This window comes from Streptomyces sp. NPDC028907 (genome assembly GCF_055564995.1).
The window spans coordinates 220,177-239,518 of sequence record NZ_JBVHVE010000011.1; the positions used below are offsets into that span (position 1 = coordinate 220,177).

Here is a 19,342-nt window from a genome sequence, read left to right on the forward strand (position 1 = left end):
CGTCAGGGACGCATACGCGGAGGAGCTTCCAGAGCTCTGGCGAGCCCTGCCGCGTCGGTGCCGATCTTGCGGTAGACACTGGACAGCAGCTGCCGGACGCCCTGTTCGGTCAGATGCAGATCCGCAGCGATCGACGCCACCGGGCTTCCCTCGACGGTCAATTCGGCCGTTCGGCGTTCGCGCGCAGTGAGCGCGTCCGCCTGCACGTAGCGCAAGGGAAGCGGGCGCAGTCCTGCCGTCGAGAGCTCCTCCCTGGCACGGGTGGCGAGCGCCTCGGCCCCGCAGTGGACGGCGCCTTCCAGACCCTGGTAGAGCCGGTCGGCGGCCTCCTGCAGTCGCCCGTTGCGGGACAGCGCGGCGCCGTGGCCGACCTGCGCGCGAGCGAGCTCGTACGACGCCGGGGACTGCTCCAGGCAGTCGATGGCCTCCGCGTACAGGTCGAGTGCGGCCGGTCCGCCGGTCACCTCGGCGAGGGTGTGGAGGGCCTGGCCGACGGTGGACGCGGCGCCGAAGTCACGGGCGCGCTTGACGGCGTCCTGGGCGTGATGGATCGCCTCGTCCGGGGCGGTGGGGGCGAGCGCGGTGGCGAGCCGCAGCTGCCACGGGCACCAGGCCGGGTTGCGCCAGGCCCGTCCGTCCAGCCACTCCCCGACCGCGGACAGCAGATTCGCCGCTTCGGTGTGCCGGCCCTCCGCCAGGAGCAGTTCCGCGTACACGGTGCGCGGGTCGGGATAGATGATGGCGTTCGGAGCCATGTCGCCGAAGTGGTGGTCGTCGGCGAGCGCACGCGCCTCGGTGACGCGCCCACGGGCCAGCAACGTCTGGATCAGGACGCTGACGCCGTACCACTGGGCGGCCACGACACCCTCCACCTTGTCGGCGATGCGCAGACCTTCCCGGACCAGGTCCTCAGCTTCGGCCAGACAACCGCGGTGGTAGCGGACATAGCCGGCGATGGTCTGGCCGAAGGCCAGGTGGGAGCCGTGCCAGCCCTTGCCCACACACTCGGCGATCCCCTTCTCGAACAACTCCTCGGCCCGCCGCGGCTGGTCGCCGTACATGAACACCAGGGCTACCGAAAGCGGCACCTCGAAGCCCCGGTTCTCATCGGTCCAGCTCATGCCGCCGCGCAGGGACTTCTCCGCGTAACCGAGCGCGGTCTGCCGTGGTTCGCCGCGCAGCACGGCGTCCCAGGCGCGCAGCCCCAGGATGTAGCGCTCCTCCAGGCTGCGGCCAAGCAACTGCTCGGCCAGCCGCGCCAGTCTCCGGGAACGCGCGGGGGAGTCGGGATCCTTGGCGCGCATCGTGCTCCAGACGAACTGGTCGGCCTGCATCCGCAGTTTGACGCGCGGATTCGTGGCCTGCCGGGCCTCCTCGGCGGCCACGGTCACGGCCTCGTCCATCCGGTCGGTGTGGGCGAGTGCCGTCGTCAGCCGGTAGACGATGGAGGCGCGCAGATCGGGTTCGACATCGGGCTCCGCCAGCGCCTGGCGGAGATGCCGCACCGTGGCCGTGGGCTCGATCAGGAACGTGGCGCACGCGAGTTCGTGCAGGACAGCGGCGCGCTCCTCCGGGAGGGGCGGCTCCTGCAGCGCACGGGTCAGCAGGCGCCGGGCGGCCTCGGTCGCTCCAGCGCCGAGGTATTCGCGAGCGGCCTCGCGCAGACACTCGACCGTCTCCGGGTTGGCCTCGCACGGCACCTCCAGCAGATGTCGGGCGGCGGCGGTGGGGCCATAGCCCGCGTTAAGGACGGCGTTGGCGGCCGCGTTGTGCAGACCGGCCCGGAAGCCGGCGCGGATGGACCGGTAGATCGTCGTGGCGATCAGCGGGTGGACGAACTCGAGCTCGCCCTCCGGGCCGTGGCCGTCGGTGAGGATCCGGGCCGCGCGAAGCTGCTGGGTCGCCTCGGCGACGGTCTCGTCGCCGAGCACCGCGATGGTCGCGGCGAGCTGTGGTGAGAAGGGGGACCCCAGCACGGCGGCGGAGTGCGCGAAGCGGACGGTCGTGGTGTCGAGGCCTTCCAGACGTTCGATCAGTCCCGGGCCCTTGATGGCCGCGGCGAGTTCACGCATCGCGGGCAGGTCGTCCTCGCTGCCGCTCAGCTTCCGCTCGGCGAGGCCGATGGCGAGCTCCACCGTCTCGAAGGGGCTCCCACCGGTGGCCGACCAGCATTCCTTGCAGAACACGTCCTCGGCTCCGTCACCGACCAAGTTTCTGACGATCTGTGCGACACCGTCGGCGGTGAGGCACGCGAGGTCGTGTGGGCGGTCGCCGTGATGTCCGACGAGCGTGCGCAGTTCGCCCGCCCCGGAGGGCAGTTCGTCGGGTCGGTAGGCGATCACGATCAGCAGCGGGAGATCATCGACCCGTGACGCGAAGGAATCCAGCCAACTCAAGGACTCGGCGTCCGCCCAGTGCAGGTCGTCCAGGAGCAGGACGACGGGCGCCCTCTTGATGGTGAGGCAGGTCATGACCCAGTCGAGACCTTCGCGGACCCCGGTCGGGTCGGGTGCGGGGGCGGGCCCCCTCGCCTCGAGACCGAGCACGGCGGCCATGACGTCGTACCAGCTTCCTAGGAAGGCCCGTAGCTCGGCTGCCTCCATCCTCGCGAGCAAGGGCTGCACGAGCTGGCGGACCACGCGGAACGCCGACCCCTGTTCCTTCTCCCCGCCCCTCCCCGACAGCACGGTGAATCCCGAGGTCATGGCCCGCTGACGGGCTTCCGTAATGAGCGCTGTCTTGCCCAGTCCGGCCGGCCCGCTGAAGGCGAGCAGTCCCCTGCGCCTCGCTTGCGGCACACCGTCCGTGGTGCGTCGCAGTTCCTTGAATGCGGCGTCGAGAGCCTGAAGTTCCCGTCGGCGCTCGATCAACGTTCGCTGTTCCGTGACCGGGTGCCGAGGCTCCATCGCCATGCGCCGTACCGCCTTCTGTCGTTCGGCTCGGAGGAGCCGAGCGTACGCCTCCGGGAGGTGCGGCAGGCCGAATTAAGCACCATAGGGTGAATCGTGAACGGTAGGTGGGAGAACGCCCACCCGCTGGGTAGTGGACAGGGATGGACGTCTCCCGGTGGGGCTCACGCCAGTACAGGCCCGGGGTCTACGGCACGCCGGGCACCGACGTCACATCCGCGTACCGAGGCACGGCGCGGGCCCAGTCGTAGCACCCGCGGATCCAGCCGATCATGCCCTCCACATAGCGGATGCCCGCCGGGCTCAACGCCGGTTTGATCCCGTCGTGGAGCCTTTGGAACTCCTCGATCGTGCTGTTGATCTCCTCGATGGCCAGGAGCACGGCGGCCGGCAGCGAGCACCGTTGTTCGCGCTGGTGGGCCAGGGCAAGGTTGATCATTTCGCCTGCGCGCTGCTCCTTCACCGCCGAGAACAGGTCGGCCGTCCACACCGCCGCGTCGGCCGACAGCCGGCTCAGTCGCCGTACGACGGGATGATGCACCTCGGCTGCGCTCAGCTCGTGTGCCCGGGCGCCCTCGTACAGCGGGTAGAAGGGCTCGACACCCGCGGTCAGCGACCGAATGGATGTGCAGTCCCCGATGCGCAGGCGGACGGGGTGGGTCTGGGCCACGGCTTCGTACAACAGGCCGTGTATGTATTCACAGCTCTGCCAGGCCCATCGCGCGGCCTGTGCCGGTGTGCACTGTTCCCGGACCTGGCGGTGGAGATCGGCCAGAGCGGCTCCGAGGCGAGTGCCGGGCTGCCGGCCGTCCCGCAGGATCGCGACACTCTCGCACAGCATGGGCAGCAACCTGCTCGGAGAACGGCGACCGAGGTCCTCCGCCAGGTCGTCGAAGACGAACTGGTAGGCGATCTGGTGAGCCACGATCTGCAGGACACCGAAATCCACGGTGGGGCTGGTGTAGCTCGCGAGTTCGGCGGGGCGAGTGCGGGCGATCATCGCCGCCACATCAGGATCGTCGGTCAGCCCCCAAACCCTCAGCCATGCGTCGACGCCGATGGCGGCTTCGGTCTCATGAGGATTCTGACGGAACAGGAAAGGCATGTGGAGGTTGGCGTCGATCAGGTCCCGGAGGTTGGCGACCGGCATTTCGTCCGGAAGACCGAGGGTGATTTCCTCATGCGTCGTCGACAACGTGGTCACCTGCCGTTCGGCTGTCCGATGGGCGCGTGGCGGCGGTCGCTCGGTGCGCGAGCGAGGAGGCTGAGGGCATAGGTGATCGGGGCTGGCACGTCATGACCAGGGAACGCGGTCCCATCGTGATCCCGGGGCGCGGTTTCCGGTCGACATACCCGGGCAGATGGCGCAGGCGTCGGCGGCCGGCGATGGTCGCGAGCGCCAAGGTGGCCTCCACCATCGCGAACTCGTCACCGAGGCATTTGCGGTTGCCCACGGAGAACGGCATCATCGCGCGGCGTTCCTGGGCGGTGGGCCGCCCCGGCAACCAGCGGTCGGGGTCGAAACGCTCGGGGTCGGGGAACGACGAGGGATCGTGGTGCAGGAGGTGGGGGCTGTACAGGACGGTGGCTCCCTTGGGCAGCCGGCGTCCGGCGAGCTCGGTCTCCTCGGTGGCGACGCGGGTGAAGAGCCAGCCGGGCGACGAGTGGCGCAGCGTCTCGGAGACGACGCACCGGGTGTAGGCAAGGTGCGGCAGATCCTCGGCGGTGGGCCGCCGGCCTTCGGCGAGGACGGAGTCGAGCTCGGCGTGCAGACGGCGCTCCGCATCCGGATGGCCGGCCAGCAGACTGAAGGCGCTCGTCAGAGTCAGTGCCTGGGTCTCGACGCCCGTCAGCAGCAGGGTGATCAGGTGATCATGGACCTCCTGGTCGGTGATCGTGGCCGTCGAGCCGTCGCCGTCGGCGGCCGTCCCGGCGTCGCCCTTGGCGGCCTTCAGGAGCGTGTCCAGCACGTCGTCGCGGTCGGCGCTCCGCCGACGCTCCGCTATCGCCGCGTCGATGATCTCGTGCAGGCGGGAGAGCGCACGGCGATAGCGGCGGTTGGCGGGGGTGGGGAGGCGGAAGAGGGCGTCGATCGGTACGACCGTACGGACGAACAGGCCGCGCACGACCGCGCCGAGACAGTCCCGCACCTCTGCGGTCGTTCGGTCGTCCAGGGAATCAGAGAGGAGGACACGGCTGGTCACCCGTGTCGTGAGGGCCATCATCGCCTCGGTTACGGCAACCTCCTGCCCGACCGGCCAGGCGCGGCACACCGCCGCGGCCTCCTCGGTGACCAGGTCCGTGTATTCGGCGACATGGGACGGGCGGAAGGCAGGCTGTAACAGCCTGCGCTTGTCCCGATGTGTCGGCTGGCGGCACGTGACGAGACCGTCGCCCATCAGCTTCCCGAGCCTGTCGTACAGCGGGCCCCCCTTGTCGAAGGTGTGCGGATCCATGAGCACCTCGTGGGTCAACTCGGGATGGCACACCATCCAGGCGCGCTGGGGGCCCAGACGTATCTCGACCAGATCGCCGTACGCGGGCAAAGAACTCAGAAACGCCAGCGGCTGTCGGTATAACGCGATACCGTGGCCGAGGACTGGGAATATGCCTGGAGCAGTTCCTGTCCTCCATGCACGCTTTCGTTCAGGCACAGCACGGCTGCTCATGAAAACCTCCTGCCATACGCGGCACGCGAAATTGGTGAACGTGCCACGGACTTGAACACTTGAGACAAGTCCTGCCCAGTCCAAGTGGCTCTTGGTTTCCCGAAACCTTTCTCCAAAGGGGCGCACGGGAGCACAAGGAAGTAAAAGAAGCATTCGGCGAATGGTCGTTGACGCATGGCGCATTCTCGGCGCATCCCATGGGTCACTCACATGTGGTCCCGCCCCATGCGGCACGGGACCACACTGACTCAGCGTTCGCGTATGTGGACGGTCCTCAAGGCCGGCGACGCCAGGATGTCCTTCTCGCAGAACCGCGCCGTCACCCACTTCTCACCCGAGAACAACCGGGTCTGATCGCTGAAGTGGGGCGAGTTCGGGTTCGAGGACTGCGAGTACGTCAGCAGTGTTCGGGCCACGGGGCAGCGGCTGCCGTTCCAGCCGACCGCCTGGATGTGGCTGGACCCGGTCGTCACCTCGGTGTAGCCGCCCTGCGGCGCGTTCCACACCGGTTCGATCTTGTTCCACACGCCCAGCCCTTCTGTGCCGCCCGGGACGGCGACGCTCTGACCGTTCCGTACGACGAACTGGTGCTGGCCGAGCCGGGAGTCGAGCGCGATGCCCGTCGACCGGAGTTCGGCGACCGCGTCCGCCAGGGCCGTGGCGAAGCCGGGGGCGTCGGTGTTGAGGGTGTTCGGGGTGCGCACCGGGTCCGTCGCCGAGAAAGGCACCTTCCACCGCTGGGCCGCCGGCACCTTCGCCGTCAGCTTGCGCCAGAACCGGTCGAAGAGCAGGGCACCCCGGCTGCCGGTGTCCATGGTGCGGTCCCAGGCCGCGAGCACCGAGCAGGCCTCGGCCACGTCGACCGCCTTGCCGTCGCTGTCCGTCGCCGTGCCATCCGGCAGCGCGGCACAGGCCTTCGCCGCGTCCGCCGCGGCCAGAGCGGCCACGGGCACCCGGTTGGTGAACTGCTGGCGCTCCAGGTCACGGACGGTCAGACCGCCCCGCCGCGCCATCGCCGCCACGTCCTCGATCGCGCCGCGAGTGCGCGGCGAGCGCTGGGTGCCGATGGTGCCGAAGATCCGCTCGTACCCGGTGAGCGGCCGGTCCGCGTTGGCCAGCCAGGCGCTGTCGTTGGAGTTCTCCGCGTACGGAGCGTCCTTCAGTGTCGGCATGCGTGCGGGCCCGAAGATCCCGGGCTGCAGGGCGTCCGCGTCGCGGCCGAACGCGCAGTCACCGCGGGAGCCGTCGAGGACCGCGAGGCCCGCCGCCGGATAGGTGGCCTTGCCGAGGTCCGTGGAGCAGCGCGCCGCGAGGTCGTCGGTGACCCGGGGCAGCACCTGGGACTGGGTGTACAGCGAGTGGCCCGAGGAGTCCGCGGCGATGGTGTTGACCCACGGGAGCCCCTGGTGCCGGGTGAGGGACGCGAGGACGTCCGCCGTGCCGCGCGCCTTGCTGAAGCCGAGAGAGGTGTCGGCGAAGCGCATGTTGGCGGCGTTGGGGTCGTTGAGCGCGTACGCCGTGGTGTCGGTCCAGGGGAGCGGGAGCTCGCCGTCGGTGGAGGCCACGACCGGGCCGTACCGCGTCCACCACTGGGTTCGGGTCACCGGGGCGCCGCCCTTGACCGCGACGGTCACCGTCCGCTTCTTCATGCGCTCGCGTCTGCCGTCCACGAGGTGGACCGTGGGGTCGGAGGGGTCCAGCGTCAGTCGGTGCAGGTTGAACGGGACTCCGGTCGAGACGGTGTGGCTCCACGCCACACGGGCGTTGTAGCCGATGGAGATCGTGGGCGAGCCGAGCAGGGAAGCGCCGGCGACGTTCAGCTCGCCGGGGATCGTCTGCTGTGCCTGCCAGAATCGGCGTCCGCCGTGCCACGGGTAGTGCGGGTTGCCCAGCAGCAGGCCGCGGCCGTCGGCCGTGGTGTCACCGTGGAAGGCGACCGCGTTCGAGCCCATGTCCGCGTCGGCGGTCCGCTCGCGCACCGCCCGTATCAGCGCCCCGGCGTCCGCGGCGGCCCCGCTGCCCTCGGCGCGGGCGGTGGAGGCGGTGGGTGGCTGGGCGCCGGTGATGTCGTCCACCGAGCCGCCCTGGCCGCCGAGCACGGCGATGGCGTAGAAGCGGGCGGCCACGTCCGACTGGGTGACCGGGCGGACCCAGGCGGCGCCCTCGCAGGCGGGGTCGGTGATCCGGTTCTGCTTCAGCCAGGTGTTGTACCCGGCCGCGAAGCCCCGCATGAGGTCCCTGACCTGACGGCTCGGGCCGCGCGGTGCCGGTTCGGCGAGGAGCTTCTCCACCGTGCGGGTCTGCCGTACGCCGCGGAAGTAGAGGTCGCTGGAGAGATTCCTGGTCGCCGAGGAGAGGGAGAAGTCGGTGGCCGCGTCCGGTCCGAAGAACCGCGAACGTTCGCCGCGTACGGTCACGAATCCGTCGGCGAGCGTGCACACCTGGTCGGCGGCCTGCGCCCAACCGGTGCCGAAGCCGAGGGACTTGTAGTCCTTGGCGACGATGTGCGGAATGCCGTACTCGGTGTAGCGGACGACGGCGGACAGACCACCGTGCGAGAGCTGTTCGTGCCGGCCTTGCGAATCCTGCGGCTCGGCCGCGGTCGCGGGCAGTCCGGCCGTGGTGGCGAGCAGGGCGACGGCCGCGACGACGAGCCGTCTGGGGCGGGTGCGCATCGTGCCTCCCAACGTCATTGAGGGAAGGAGCCGTTGAGCATACCAACGGGTATGTCTCCCCGGTCGGGTGTCCGGCCTCCGCCTTGACCCGTCTCTGCGAGACACCGAGGATCATGTGTCATGACGCCAGCACACGGCAGCACGGTTGACGGGGTACTGCGCCGCAGCGCCGGACGCACCCCGGCACGCGTCGCGGTCGAGGACCGCCGACGCGCGTGGACGTACGAGGAACTCGACGACGCCGTCTCGCGGGCGGCGGGCGTCCTGCTCGACCAGGGCCTCGCCCCCGGCGACCGGGTGGCCGCCTACGGCCACAACTCCTGCGCGTACCTCATCGCCTTCCTGGCGTGCGCCCGCGCGGGCCTCGTCCACGTCCCCGTCAACCACAACCTCACCGGCGACGACCTCGCCTACATCCTCGGCCAGTCCGGCAGCTCCCTGATCCTCACCGACCCCGCCCTCGCCGGCCGCCTCCCCGACGGCGTCCCCACGCTGCCGCTGCGCGAGGCCGACGACTCACTGCTGGCCCGGCAGGCCACGGCGCCCGCGTACGACGGCCCGGAGGCACGCGGCGAGGACCTGGTGCAGCTGCTCTACACCTCCGGCACCACGGCCCTGCCGAAGGGCGCGATGATGACCCATCGTGCCCTGGTCCACGAGTACTTGAGCGCGATCGCCGCCCTCGACCTGAGCGCCGGGGACCGCCCCGTGCACTCGCTGCCGCTGTACCACTCGGCGCAGATGCACGTGTTCCTCATGCCGTATCTGGCCGTCGGCGCCACCAACGTCATCCTGGAGTCCCCCGACGGCGACCGGCTCTTCGACCTGATCGAGACGGGCCGCGCGGACAGCTTGTTCGCCCCGCCCACGGTGTGGATCGGCCTGGCCAACCGCCCCGACTTCGCGACCCGCGAGCTCGACGGGCTGCGCAAGGCGTACTACGGCGCCTCGATCATGCCCGTGCCGGTCCTGGAACGACTGCGTGAGCGATGGCCCGGTCTGGCCTTCTACAACTGCTTCGGCCAGAGCGAGATCGGCCCGCTGGCCACGGTGCTGGGTCCGGACGAACACAAGGGCCGGCTGGACTCCTGCGGCCGAACCGTCCTCTTCGTCGACGCCCGGGTCGTCGACGAGAACGGCGAGGACGTACCCGACGGCACCCCAGGTGAGATCGTCTACCGCTCCCCGCAGCTGTGCGAGGGCTACTGGGACAAGCCCGAGGAGACCGCCGAGGCCTTTCGCGACGGGTGGTTCCGCTCCGGCGACCTCGCGGTGCGCGACGCGCACGGCTACTTCACGATCGTCGACCGGGTGAAGGACGCCATCAACTCCGGTGGTGTGCTCATCGCTTCACGCGCGGTCGAGGACGCCCTGTACACGCACGAGGCCGTCGCCGAGGTCGCCGTCATCGGCCTGCCCGACGAGCGGTGGATCGAGGCCGTCACCGCGGTCGTCGTGCCGCGCGGCGAGGTGAGCGAGGCCGAACTGATCGAGCACGCGCGCGAGAAGCTCGCCCGCTTCAAGGCGCCGAAGCGGGTGCTGTTCGTGGCCGAGCTGCCGCGCAACGCGAGCGGCAAGATCCTCAAGCGGGAGCTGCGGGACCGGTTCGCCGGTGAGGTAGGTGAGGTAGGTGAGGTAGGGGAGCGGGGGAACAGGTGATCAGGGCCAGGGCGCCCGTTCCGGCCGCACCGACCGTGTCTAGCGCGGCCGCAGGTCCTCGATCCGCCGGATCTTGCCCACGGACCGTGCCAGCGACTCCGGCTCGACGATCTCCACGGCGACCGACACCCCGATGCCGTCCTTCACGGCCGCGGCGATGGCCTGCGCCGCGGCGTCCCGGACCTCGGGTGAGGCGTCCGGGCGTGCCTCCGCGCGCACGGTGAGGGCGTCGAGACGGCCTTCCCTGGTCAGACGCAGCTGGAAGTGGGGTGCCACGCCCGGTGTCCGGAGCACGATCTCCTCGATCTGGGTGGGGAAGAGATTGACCCCGCGCAGGATGACCATGTCGTCGCTTCGCCCGGTGATCTTCTCCATCCGCCGGAACGCCCGGGCGGTCCCCGGCAGCAGCCGCGTCAGGTCCCGGGTGCGGTACCGGATGACGGGCATGGCCTCCTTGGTGAGCGAGGTGAAGACCAGTTCGCCCTTCTCGCCGTCGGGCAGCACCTCACCCGTGATCGGGTCGACGATCTCGGGGAAGAAGTGGTCCTCCCACACGTGCAGCCCGTCCTTGGTCTCCAGACACTCCTGCGCGACCCCGGGCCCGATCACCTCGGACAACCCGTATATGTCGACGGCGTCGATCGCGAATCGCTCCTCGATCTCCTGGCGCATCCGCTCGGTCCAGGGTTCGGCGCCGAAGATGCCCACGCGCAGCGAGGTGCCGCGAGGATCGACGCCCTGCCGTTCGAACTCGTCGAGGAGCGTGAGCATGTAGGACGGCGTCACCATGATGATCTCGGGCCTGAGGTCCTGGATCAGCTGGACCTGGCGGGCCGTCATACCGCCCGACGCGGGGATGACCGTACAGCCCAGCCGTTCGGCCCCGTAGTGTGCGCCCAGTCCACCCGTGAACAACCCATAGCCGTACGCCACATGTACCTTGTCGCCGGGCCGCCCGCCCGCCGCCCGGATGGACCTCGCCACCATGTCGGACCACAGGGAGAGGTCGGCGTCGGTGTAGCCGACGACCGTGGGGCGTCCGGTGGTGCCGCTGGAGGCGTGGATACGGCGGATCCGGTCCTGGGGCACGGCGAACATCCCGTACGGGTAGTTCTCCCGCAGGTCGGCCTTGGTCGTGAACGGGAAACGGGCCAGGTCGGCGAGCGAGCGGCAGTCCTCGGGCCGTACGCCGGCCTTGTCGAAAGACTCACGGTAGAAGGGCACGTTGTCGTACGCGTGCCGCAGCGAGGTCCGCAGTCGCTCCAGCTGCAACGCCCGCAGTGCCTCCGGGGCGAGCCGTTCCCCCGAGTCCAGCAGCTCCGTCGCATCCGCCATCGGGACTTCTCCCTCGCCAACCGCGTCGATCCGGACGACCGATCATTCGGTCCGGGTGTTCGGGATCAGTAATCCAGGCACGGATTGATCAGGCAAGGGGGCGGGCCGGACTTTCTCCTCTCCCCACGTCTCCTCTCCCCACCCCCCCGGGGCCGCACAGCCCGACCGCCGCCGGTCTCAGTCCTTCCGCGGCCCGTACGCCGTCAGGAAACGGTCGCGGAACTTGTCCATACCCCACGTCGGAGCGTTCTCGGCGGGCTTGAGGCCGTCCGTCCAGTGCCAGTCGGCGATCCGGTCGAGGACCTTCTGGTCGCGGGCGACGACCGTGACGGGGACGTCCTTGCTCGTGTTGCCCGCGGTGACGGTCGGGACGGGCTGGTGGTCGCCGAGGAAGACGAGGACCGTGTCGTCCGTGCCGTAGCGCTCGACCCACTCGGTGAGGCTGTGGATCGAGTACTCGATGGCGCGGCGGTACTCGGTGCGGACGCGCTCGGGGTCCTTCCAGACCTCCTTGGGGTCCGTGCCCTCCTTCTTGATCTGGTGGAAGACGGAGCCGTCGCCGAGGTCGTCCCAGTCGATCATGCGGGCGATGGGGGACCAGGGGTTGTGGCTGGAGGCCAGGATGATCTCCGCCATGATCGGCTCGCGGTCCTTCTTGCCGTGCTCCAGACGCTGGAAGGCCTCCAGGCTGAACTGGTCGGGCACGGGCGTCCAGCTGAAGTAGGGGCCCTGGTAGCCCAGGTGCTCGGAGTCGTAGATGTGGTCGAGGGCGAAGTACTTGCCCTCCGGCCAGGCCCGCCGTACCCCGGGCACGACGCCGACCGTGCGCCAGGCGCCCGTCTTGCGGAAGTAGCTGTTGAGCGTCGCGCGGTCGCTGGTGGTCAGACTCCGGTACCGCTGCTGGTTCTTGATCCACAGCCCGGAGAGGAAGGTGGAGTGGGCGAGCCAGCTACCGGCTCCCGTCACCGGCGACCGCAGCCAGCCGCTGCGTGACTGGAACCCGGCCGCCTTGAGGTCGCTCGTCCCCTCCTTGAGCACCGCGTCGATCTGCGGTGCCATCGCCGGGTCGTCGATCGCGACCCGGCCGTAGCTCTCGATGAAGGTGAACAGGACGTCCTTGCCGCGCAGCCCGGTGAGCAACTGGTCCGGCGGCGTCTTCGCGAAGGCGTCCACGGCGGCCTGCTTCTGGAAGATGCGTCCGTCCTCGAGGCCCGCCCGTACCTGCTCGATCCGGTTGTTGACCAGATCGGCGTTGGCCTTGGTGGCCAGCGGGACACCGGTGATCTGGATGCTCAGCGTCATGCAGGTGATCCACGTGGTGCCGAGGATCAGCGTCGTACGGGCGGCGACGGCACGGTGGCTGACCATCAGATTCGTCACCCGCACCATCGCCAGCGTCATGAGGACGAGCACGGCGACGATCAGGACGATCACCCCGACCACCGCGAGCACCTGACCGGTCCGGCCGAAGGACTCGCGCACGAACTCCGCCGCGTCGTCGAGCAGGATCCAGTCCAGGACCAGGTCGAAGGGCCGGGCCAGCACCTGGTAGAAGCCCATGTCGACGAACTTCAGCACGGTGAGCAGCCCGAGCAGCGCACCCGAGACGACGGACATCAGCCGCCGTGACCGCGGCGGCAGCGCCAGCAGCAGGCCGGCGAGCAGGATCCCCTCGGCGGGGAGACGGAAGAACGCCTCGGGGGTGAGCCGCTCCGACTGGTTCGGCAGGAGGAGCGCGAAGAGCAGGAGGGCTCCGGCCAGGACGGACGTCCCGATGGTGACGCCGCGTGCCGTACGAGGGTAGCGGCGACGCCAGCCGAACCAGCCGGGGGAGGGGGTGGGGTCGGACGGCTCCGCGGGATGGGCCGCCTCGGTTTCCCCGGCTGCCGTACCCCCTTCGACCGCCTCGACCTCCTCAGGCTTTCCCGCCGCCGAGGCACCCTCTGCCGTCCTTGCTTCTTCCGTCGTCTCCTGCGTTACCTGCTCTGCTGCCTCCTGCGACACCCGGAGGTCCTCCCGTGCGGTCTTGCGATGGCATGGCGAACAGCGCCCGATGACCGAGCCTGCCATCACGAGTACGTCCGCACGTCACCTTAGGTTCAATCGTTCCTGCCCGGAATTCACCCGTCCGCAGTCGTCGCCACCTCACGCGCCCAGCGGTAGTCCGCCTTGCCGCTGGGCGAGCGCCGGATCGAGTCGGTGATCACCAGCTGGCGGGGAATCTTGTAGCCCGCGAGGTGGGTGCGGCAGTGGGTCTGGATGTCATCCAGCGACGGTCGCTCCGCACCCGCCCGCAACTGCACCACGGCCGCCACATGATGTCCCCACTTCGCGTCCGGCACCCCGGCCACCAGCGCGTCGTACACGTCGGGATGGGACTTGAGTGCCTGCTCGACCTCCTCCGGGTACACCTTCTCGCCCCCGGTGTTGATGCACTGCGAGCCGCGGCCCAGCACCGTGACGACGCCGTCCTCGTCGACCGTGGCCATGTCGCCCAGCAGCACCCAGCGCCGGCCGTCCTTCTCGAAGAAGGTCTCGGCGGTCTTCCCCGGGTCGTTGTAGTAGCCGAGCGGCACATGGCCGCACTGCGCGACACGGCCCACCTCGCCGACGGCGACCGCCTCGTGGGTCGCCGGATCCACCACCCGCGTACGGGAGTTGACGCGGATGCGGAATCCGCGTTCGGGGCCGGAGTCCTCGGTCGCGGTGCCGTTGAAGCCGGACTCCGAGGAACCGAAGTTGTTCAGCAGCATGACGTTCGGGACCAGCTCCTGGAACTGCCGGCGCACCGTGTCGGACATGATCGCCCCGGAGGACGACACGCTGAACATCGACGAACAGTCGGTGCCCTTCATCGGCCCGTTCAACGCGTCGACGAGCGGCCGCAGCATCGCGTCACCCACCAGCGACACGCTGGTGACCCTCTCCTTCTCGATCGTCCGCAGGACCTCCTGCGGGGCGAACTTGCGGTGGATCACGATGCGTTGGCCGAAGTTGAAGCCGATGAACGCGGTCAGGGTGGACGTGCCGTGCATCAGCGGGGCGGTGGGGAAGAAGGTGATCCCGTCGCCGCCCGCGGCCACCCGCTCCGCGAGCTCCTCCGGCTTCTTCACCGGCTCCCCGGTCGGCGCGCCCCCGCCCAGCCCCGCGAAGAACAGATCCTCCTGGCGCCACATCACACCCTTGGGCATCCCGGTGGTGCCGCCGGTGTAGATGATGAACTGGTCGTCGCCCGACCGCTCCGGGAACCCGCGCTCGGGCGACCCGGTGGCCTCGGCGTCCGCGAAGGCCACGGCCGGCACGACCGGTGCGTGCCCCGCACCGGGGGCCACGGTGCCCACGCGCACCAGATGCCGTAGCCCCTCCACCCGCGGCAGCGCCGCCGCCACCCGGTCCGTGAACTCCGCCTCGAACACCAGGGCCGCCAGATCGGCGTCCCGGTACAGGTACACCAACTCCTCTTCCACATACCGGTAGTTGACGTTGACCGGCACGATCCGCGCCTTGAGGCAGGCCAGCACCGTCTGGAGGTACTCGACGCCGTTGTAGAGGTGGAGCCCGAGGTGTTCGCCGGGACGGATCCCGCTGTCGATCAGATGGTGGGCGATCCGGTTGGCGGCCGCGTCCAGCTGCGCGTACGTCAGACGGTGCTCCGCGCCCGTGCCCGGTTGGTCGATGTACACGAGCGCCTCGCGGTCGGGAACCACGTCGACGACCGACTCGAACAGGTCGGCAAGGTTGTACTCCACCGTTCCTCCTGACCTCGACAGGGCACGGTCCACCAACGGTTCGCCGGTCATCAGAGCAAAGGGCGGCACAACTGTGAAGCCTGCGCGCAAAAGAATCTGACTGGCTGTCAGAAAACCCTTGAAGTGCCTTCGCCCCTCCTGCAACCTGTTCTCGTTCTGTCAGAGGGGAGACTGGTCATGGGTGGGACCGAACACCTCGCCGTGCGGCGCGAGGGCGCCACACTGGTGCTCACGCTCAACAGGCCCGAGGCGAAGAACGCGCTCTCGTTGCCGATGCTGGTCGGCCTCTACGACGGCTGGGTCGAGGCCGACGCCGACGACTCGATCCGCTCGGTCGTGTTCACGGGAGCGGGGGGTTGCTTCTGCGCCGGTATGGACCTCAAGGCACTCGCCGGGAACGGCATGGCGGGCGAGCACTACCGCGACCGGCTCAAGGCCGATCCCGACCTGCACTGGAAGGCCATGCTCCGCCACCATCGCCCACGCAAACCGGTGATCGCCGCCGTGGAGGGGTACTGCGTCGCCGGCGGCACCGAGATGCTCCAGGGCACGGACATCCGCGTCGCGGGCGAGTCGGCCACCTTCGGGCTGTTCGAGGTCAAGCGCGGACTGTTCCCGATCGGCGGCTCCACGGTCCGTCTGCAACGGCAGATCCCGCGCACCCACGCCCTGGAGATGCTGCTCACCGGCCGCCCGTACAGCGCGCGCGAAGCCGCCGGCATCGGCCTGATCGGGCACGTCGTCCCCGACGGCACGGCGCTGACCAAGGCCCTGGAGATCGCCGAACAGATCAACGCCTGCGGTCCGCTGGCCGTCGAGGCCGTGAAGGCGTCGGTGTACGAGACCGCCGAGTTGACCGAGACGGACGGGCTCACCGCCGAGCTCAAGCGGGGGTGGCCGATCTTCGACACCGCTGATGCCAAGGAAGGCGCCCGCGCTTTCGCGGAGAAGCGACCGCCTGTCTACAAGCGGACGTAGGCGCTGAGCTGGCTTGGGCAGTTGGCAGCTGCGGGCCGAATGTGGCTGGTTGCGCAGTTCCCCGCGCCCCTAGGGCGTCTGCCGTACCGAACCTGGTCAGTTGCTGTGCCCCCCACGCATCCCGATCTCCCAAGGAGGTACGCCCCCGATGCCTGAGGTCCTCAAAGCTCCCCTCGTCGTCGAGTTTCCCTTCACCCGTTCTCTCGGACCAGTCCAGAGCGCCTTTCTCACCGGGCTGCGCGAGCGCGTCGTGCTCGGGGTGCGGGCCGGTGACGGACGGACGCTCGTGCCGCCCGTCGAGTACGACCCCGTCACCGCCGAGGAAATCCGTGACCTGGTCGAAGTCGCCCCCACCGGCACGGTCACCACCTGGGCCTGGAACCACGCCCCCCGCCGTGACCAGCCCCTCGACACCCCCTTCGCCTGGGTTCTGGTCCGCCTCGACGGCGCCGACACCGCCCTCCTGCACGCCCTCGACGCTCCGGGACCCGACGCCGTGCACACCGGCATGCGGGTCCGCATCCGCTGGGCCGAGGAGCGCACCGGCGCGATCACGGACATCTCCTGCTTCGAGCCGTACACCGGCCAGCAGGCCGAACTCACCGGGCACACCGGCGAGTTCGAGGATCCGGTCACCGGCATCGTCGCGCCCGCCCGACTCGACTACACCTACTCACCGGGCCGCGCCCAGACCGCCTACATCAACGCCCTGGCCGAGCAGCGCAACGTCGGCGAACGCTGCCCGTCCTGTCGCAAGGTGTACGTCCCGCCGAGGGGTGCGTGCCCCACATGTGGGCTCGCCACATCGGAACAGGTCGAGGTAGGTCCCCACGGCACAGTCACCACCTTCTGCATCGTCAACATCAAGGCGAAGAACCTCGACATCGAAGTGCCGTACGTCTACGCCCACATCGCCCTCGACGGCGCCGGCCTCGCCCTGCACGGGCGGATCGGCGGCATTCCCTACGACCAGGTGCGCATGGGCCTGCGGGTGGAGCCGGTGTGGACGGAAGGTGCCCGCTACCCCGACCACTACCGGCCGACGGGCGAGCCCGACGCGGACTACGACACCTACAGGGAGCTGCTGTGAACCGCGAGATAGCCGTCGTCGCCTTCGCACAGACCGACCACCGGCGCACCAGCGAGGACCTCTCCGAGGTGGAGATGCTGATGCCCGTGCTGCACGAGGTGCTCGACCGGACCGGCCTCAAGACCGCCGACATCGGCTTCACCTGCTCCGGCTCCAGCGACTACCTCGCCGGCCGCGCCTTCTCCTTCACCCTCGCCCTCGACGGCGTCGGCGCCTGGCCGCCGATCTCCGAGTCGCACGTCGAGATGGACGGCGCCTGGGCCCTGTACGAGGCGTGGACCAAGCTGCTGACCGGCGACGCCGACACCGCGCTCGTCTACTCCTACGGCAAGTCCTCCCCTGGCCCGCTGCGCGACGTTCTCACCCGCCAGCTCGACCCGTACTACGTCGCCCCCCTCTGGCCCGACTCCGTCGCCCTCGCCGCCCTCCAGGCCCAGGCCCTCATCCACGCCGGCGACACGGACGAACCCGCGCTGGCCGACGTCGCCGCCCGCAGCCGCGCCGAGGCCACCGCCAACTCCCATGCGCAGCTGACCGGGTCGGTGCCGCAGGGCGAGTACGTCGTACGTCCGCTGCGTACCGGTGACTGCCCGCCCATCGGCGACGGGGCCGCGGCCGTGATCCTCGCGGCGGGGGAGCGGGCCCGCGAGCTGTGCGACCGGCCCGCCTGGATCCGCGGCATCGACCACCGCATCGAGGCCCACGGGCTCGGGGTGCGCGACCTGACCGACTCGCCCTCGACCCGCCTCGCGGCCGAGCGGGCCGGCGCGTTCGAACGGCCCGTCGACACAGCCGAGTTGCACGCACCGTTCACCTCACAGGAGGTCGTCCTGCGCAAGGCGCTGAAGCTCGACGCCGACGTACGCGTGAACCCGTCCGGCGGCGCGCTCGCCGCCAACCCCGTCATGGCCGCCGGGCTCATCCGCATCGGCGAGGCCGCCGCCCGCATCCACCGGGGCGAGTCCGACCGGGCGCTCGCGCACGCCACGTCCGGCCCCTGCCTCCAACAGAACCTGGTCGCCGTACTCGAAGGGGATCCGCGATGAGCAAGGAGCCCGTGGCCGTCGTAGGCATCGGTCAGACCAAGCACGTCGCCGCGCGCCGGGACGTGTCGATCGCCGGGCTCGTCCGGGAGGCCGCCCGCAGGGCCCTCGACGACGCCGAGCTGACCTGGGCGGACGTCGACGCCGTCGTCATCGGCAAGGCGCCCGACTTCTTCGAGGGCGTGATGATGCCGGAGCTGTACCTGGCCGACGCGCTCGGCGCGGTCGGCAAGCCCATGCTCCGGGTGCACACGGCCGGCTCGGTCGGCGGATCCACCGCCCTCGTCGCCGCCAACCTGGTCGCCGCCCGCGTGCACGGCACCGTCCTGACGCTCGCCTTCGAAAAGCAGTCCGAGTCGAACGCCATGTGGGGACTGTCCCTGCCGATCCCCTTCCAGCAGCCCCTCCTCGCCGGAGCGGGCGGCTTCTTCGCCCCGCACGTGCGCGCGTACATGCGGCGCAGCGGCGCGCCCGACACGGTCGGCTCCCTGGTGGCGTACAAGGACCGCCGCAACGCGCTCAAGAACCCCTACGCGCATCTCCACGAGCACGACATCACCCTGGAGAAGGTCCAGGCCTCGCCCATGCTGTGGGACCCGATCCGCTACTCGGAGACCTGCCCCTCCTCCGACGGCGCCTGCGCGATGATCCTCACCGACCGCGCCGGTGCCGCCCGCGCGCCCCGGCCGCCCGCCTGGATGCTCGGCGGTGCCATGCGCAGCGAGCCCACCTTGTTCGCGGGCAAGGACGCGGTGTCGCCGCAGGCCGGCAAGGACTGCGCCGCCGATGTGTACCGGCAGGCCCAGATCGCCGATCCACGCCGGGAGATCGACGCCGTCGAGATGTACGTGCCGTTCTCCTGGTACGAGCCCATGTGGCTGGAGAACCTCGGCTTCGCCGCCGAGGGCGAGGGCTGGAAGCTCACCGAGGCCGGGGCCACCGAACTGGACGGCGACCTGCCTGTCAACATGTCCGGCGGCGTCCTGTCCACCAACCCCATCGGCGCCTCCGGCATGATCCGCTTCGCGGAGGCCGCCCTGCAGGTGCGCGGACAGGCCGGGGAACACCAGGTGGACGGGGCCCGCAAGGCGCTCGGACACGCCTACGGCGGCGGATCGCAGTTCTTCTCGATGTGGCTCGTGGGCTCCCAGCCCCCGGATGCCTGAGAACACTCCCGTACGGCGGTGGGGACGGCTCCGCAAAGGTCCCCCTCACGTGGCCTGTCGGCACTCCGA

At 70.0% G+C, this 19,342-nt stretch carries 12 protein-coding genes; 5 read left to right on the top strand and 7 right to left on the bottom strand.

Annotated elements, in window-relative coordinates; all coding sequences use genetic code 11:
* Window positions 1–2: 2 nt before the first annotated feature.
* From ACZ4UU_RS31040 to ACZ4UU_RS31055, 4 genes are all read right to left on the bottom strand, one after another.
* The gene (locus ACZ4UU_RS31040; RefSeq protein WP_471906697.1) at window positions 3–2,912 is read right to left on the bottom strand and encodes an ATP-binding protein; all 2,910 of its coding nucleotides are present in this window, start codon (window positions 2,910–2,912) and stop codon (window positions 3–5) included.
* 184 nt (window positions 2,913–3,096) lie between these two features.
* Window positions 3,097–4,113, bottom strand: a complete 1,017-nt coding sequence (locus tag ACZ4UU_RS31045; RefSeq protein ID WP_471906698.1) for a (-)-alpha-amorphene synthase — start codon at window positions 4,111–4,113, stop codon at window positions 3,097–3,099.
* Entirely contained in the window at window positions 4,088–5,578 is a 1,491-nt protein-coding gene (locus ACZ4UU_RS31050; RefSeq protein WP_471906699.1) for a cytochrome P450, read from the bottom strand. Before ACZ4UU_RS31050 ends, ACZ4UU_RS31045 begins: the two co-directional genes overlap by 26 nt.
* Before the next feature lie 248 nt (window positions 5,579–5,826).
* Window positions 5,827–8,253, bottom strand: a complete 2,427-nt coding sequence (locus ACZ4UU_RS31055) for a penicillin acylase family protein (RefSeq protein WP_471906700.1) — start codon at window positions 8,251–8,253, stop codon at window positions 5,827–5,829.
* Window positions 8,254–8,373: 120 nt separating this feature from the next.
* Here ACZ4UU_RS31055 and ACZ4UU_RS31060 point away from each other — a divergent pair, with 120 nt between their 5' ends.
* Window positions 8,374–9,912 (top strand): acyl-CoA synthetase, encoded by a 1,539-nt coding sequence (locus ACZ4UU_RS31060; RefSeq protein WP_471906701.1) that lies wholly within the window; start codon window positions 8,374–8,376, stop codon window positions 9,910–9,912.
* 39 nt (window positions 9,913–9,951) lie between these two features.
* Here ACZ4UU_RS31060 and paaK read toward each other — a convergent pair whose 3' ends face one another.
* The 3 genes from paaK to ACZ4UU_RS31075 all read right to left on the bottom strand — a co-directional run bounded on the left by paaK (window position 9,952) and on the right by ACZ4UU_RS31075 (window position 14,996).
* Complete coding sequence (gene paaK, locus ACZ4UU_RS31065; protein WP_471906702.1) at window positions 9,952–11,247, bottom strand: phenylacetate--CoA ligase PaaK; 1,296 nt, start codon at window positions 11,245–11,247, stop codon at window positions 9,952–9,954.
* A 177-nt stretch (window positions 11,248–11,424) separates the two neighbouring features.
* Complete coding sequence (locus tag ACZ4UU_RS31070; RefSeq protein ID WP_471906703.1) at window positions 11,425–13,251, bottom strand: alkaline phosphatase family protein; 1,827 nt, start codon at window positions 13,249–13,251, stop codon at window positions 11,425–11,427.
* A 116-nt stretch (window positions 13,252–13,367) separates the two neighbouring features.
* Window positions 13,368–14,996, bottom strand: a complete 1,629-nt coding sequence (locus ACZ4UU_RS31075) for an acyl-CoA synthetase (protein ID WP_471906704.1) — start codon at window positions 14,994–14,996, stop codon at window positions 13,368–13,370.
* Between the two features lie 177 nt (window positions 14,997–15,173).
* Between ACZ4UU_RS31075 and ACZ4UU_RS31080 the strand changes: the two genes are divergently transcribed.
* The 4 genes from ACZ4UU_RS31080 to ACZ4UU_RS31095 all read left to right on the top strand — a co-directional run bounded on the left by ACZ4UU_RS31080 (window position 15,174) and on the right by ACZ4UU_RS31095 (window position 19,273).
* Window positions 15,174–15,974: a crotonase/enoyl-CoA hydratase family protein gene (locus ACZ4UU_RS31080; protein WP_471906705.1), complete on the top strand. Its 801-nt coding sequence runs from the start codon at window positions 15,174–15,176 to the stop codon at window positions 15,972–15,974.
* A 148-nt stretch (window positions 15,975–16,122) separates the two neighbouring features.
* The gene (locus tag ACZ4UU_RS31085; protein WP_471906706.1) at window positions 16,123–17,064 is read left to right on the top strand and encodes a Zn-ribbon domain-containing OB-fold protein; all 942 of its coding nucleotides are present in this window, start codon (window positions 16,123–16,125) and stop codon (window positions 17,062–17,064) included.
* A complete protein-coding gene (locus ACZ4UU_RS31090; protein ID WP_471906707.1) occupies window positions 17,061–18,110 on the top strand; it encodes a thiolase domain-containing protein in 1,050 nt (349 codons plus the stop codon). Before ACZ4UU_RS31085 ends, ACZ4UU_RS31090 begins: the two co-directional genes overlap by 4 nt.
* Window positions 18,107–19,273, top strand: coding sequence for a thiolase domain-containing protein (locus ACZ4UU_RS31095; protein ID WP_471906708.1), 1,167 nt, complete (start codon window positions 18,107–18,109; stop codon window positions 19,271–19,273). The genes ACZ4UU_RS31090 and ACZ4UU_RS31095 overlap by 4 nt, the downstream gene beginning before the upstream one ends.
* Window positions 19,274–19,342 lie beyond the last annotated feature (69 nt).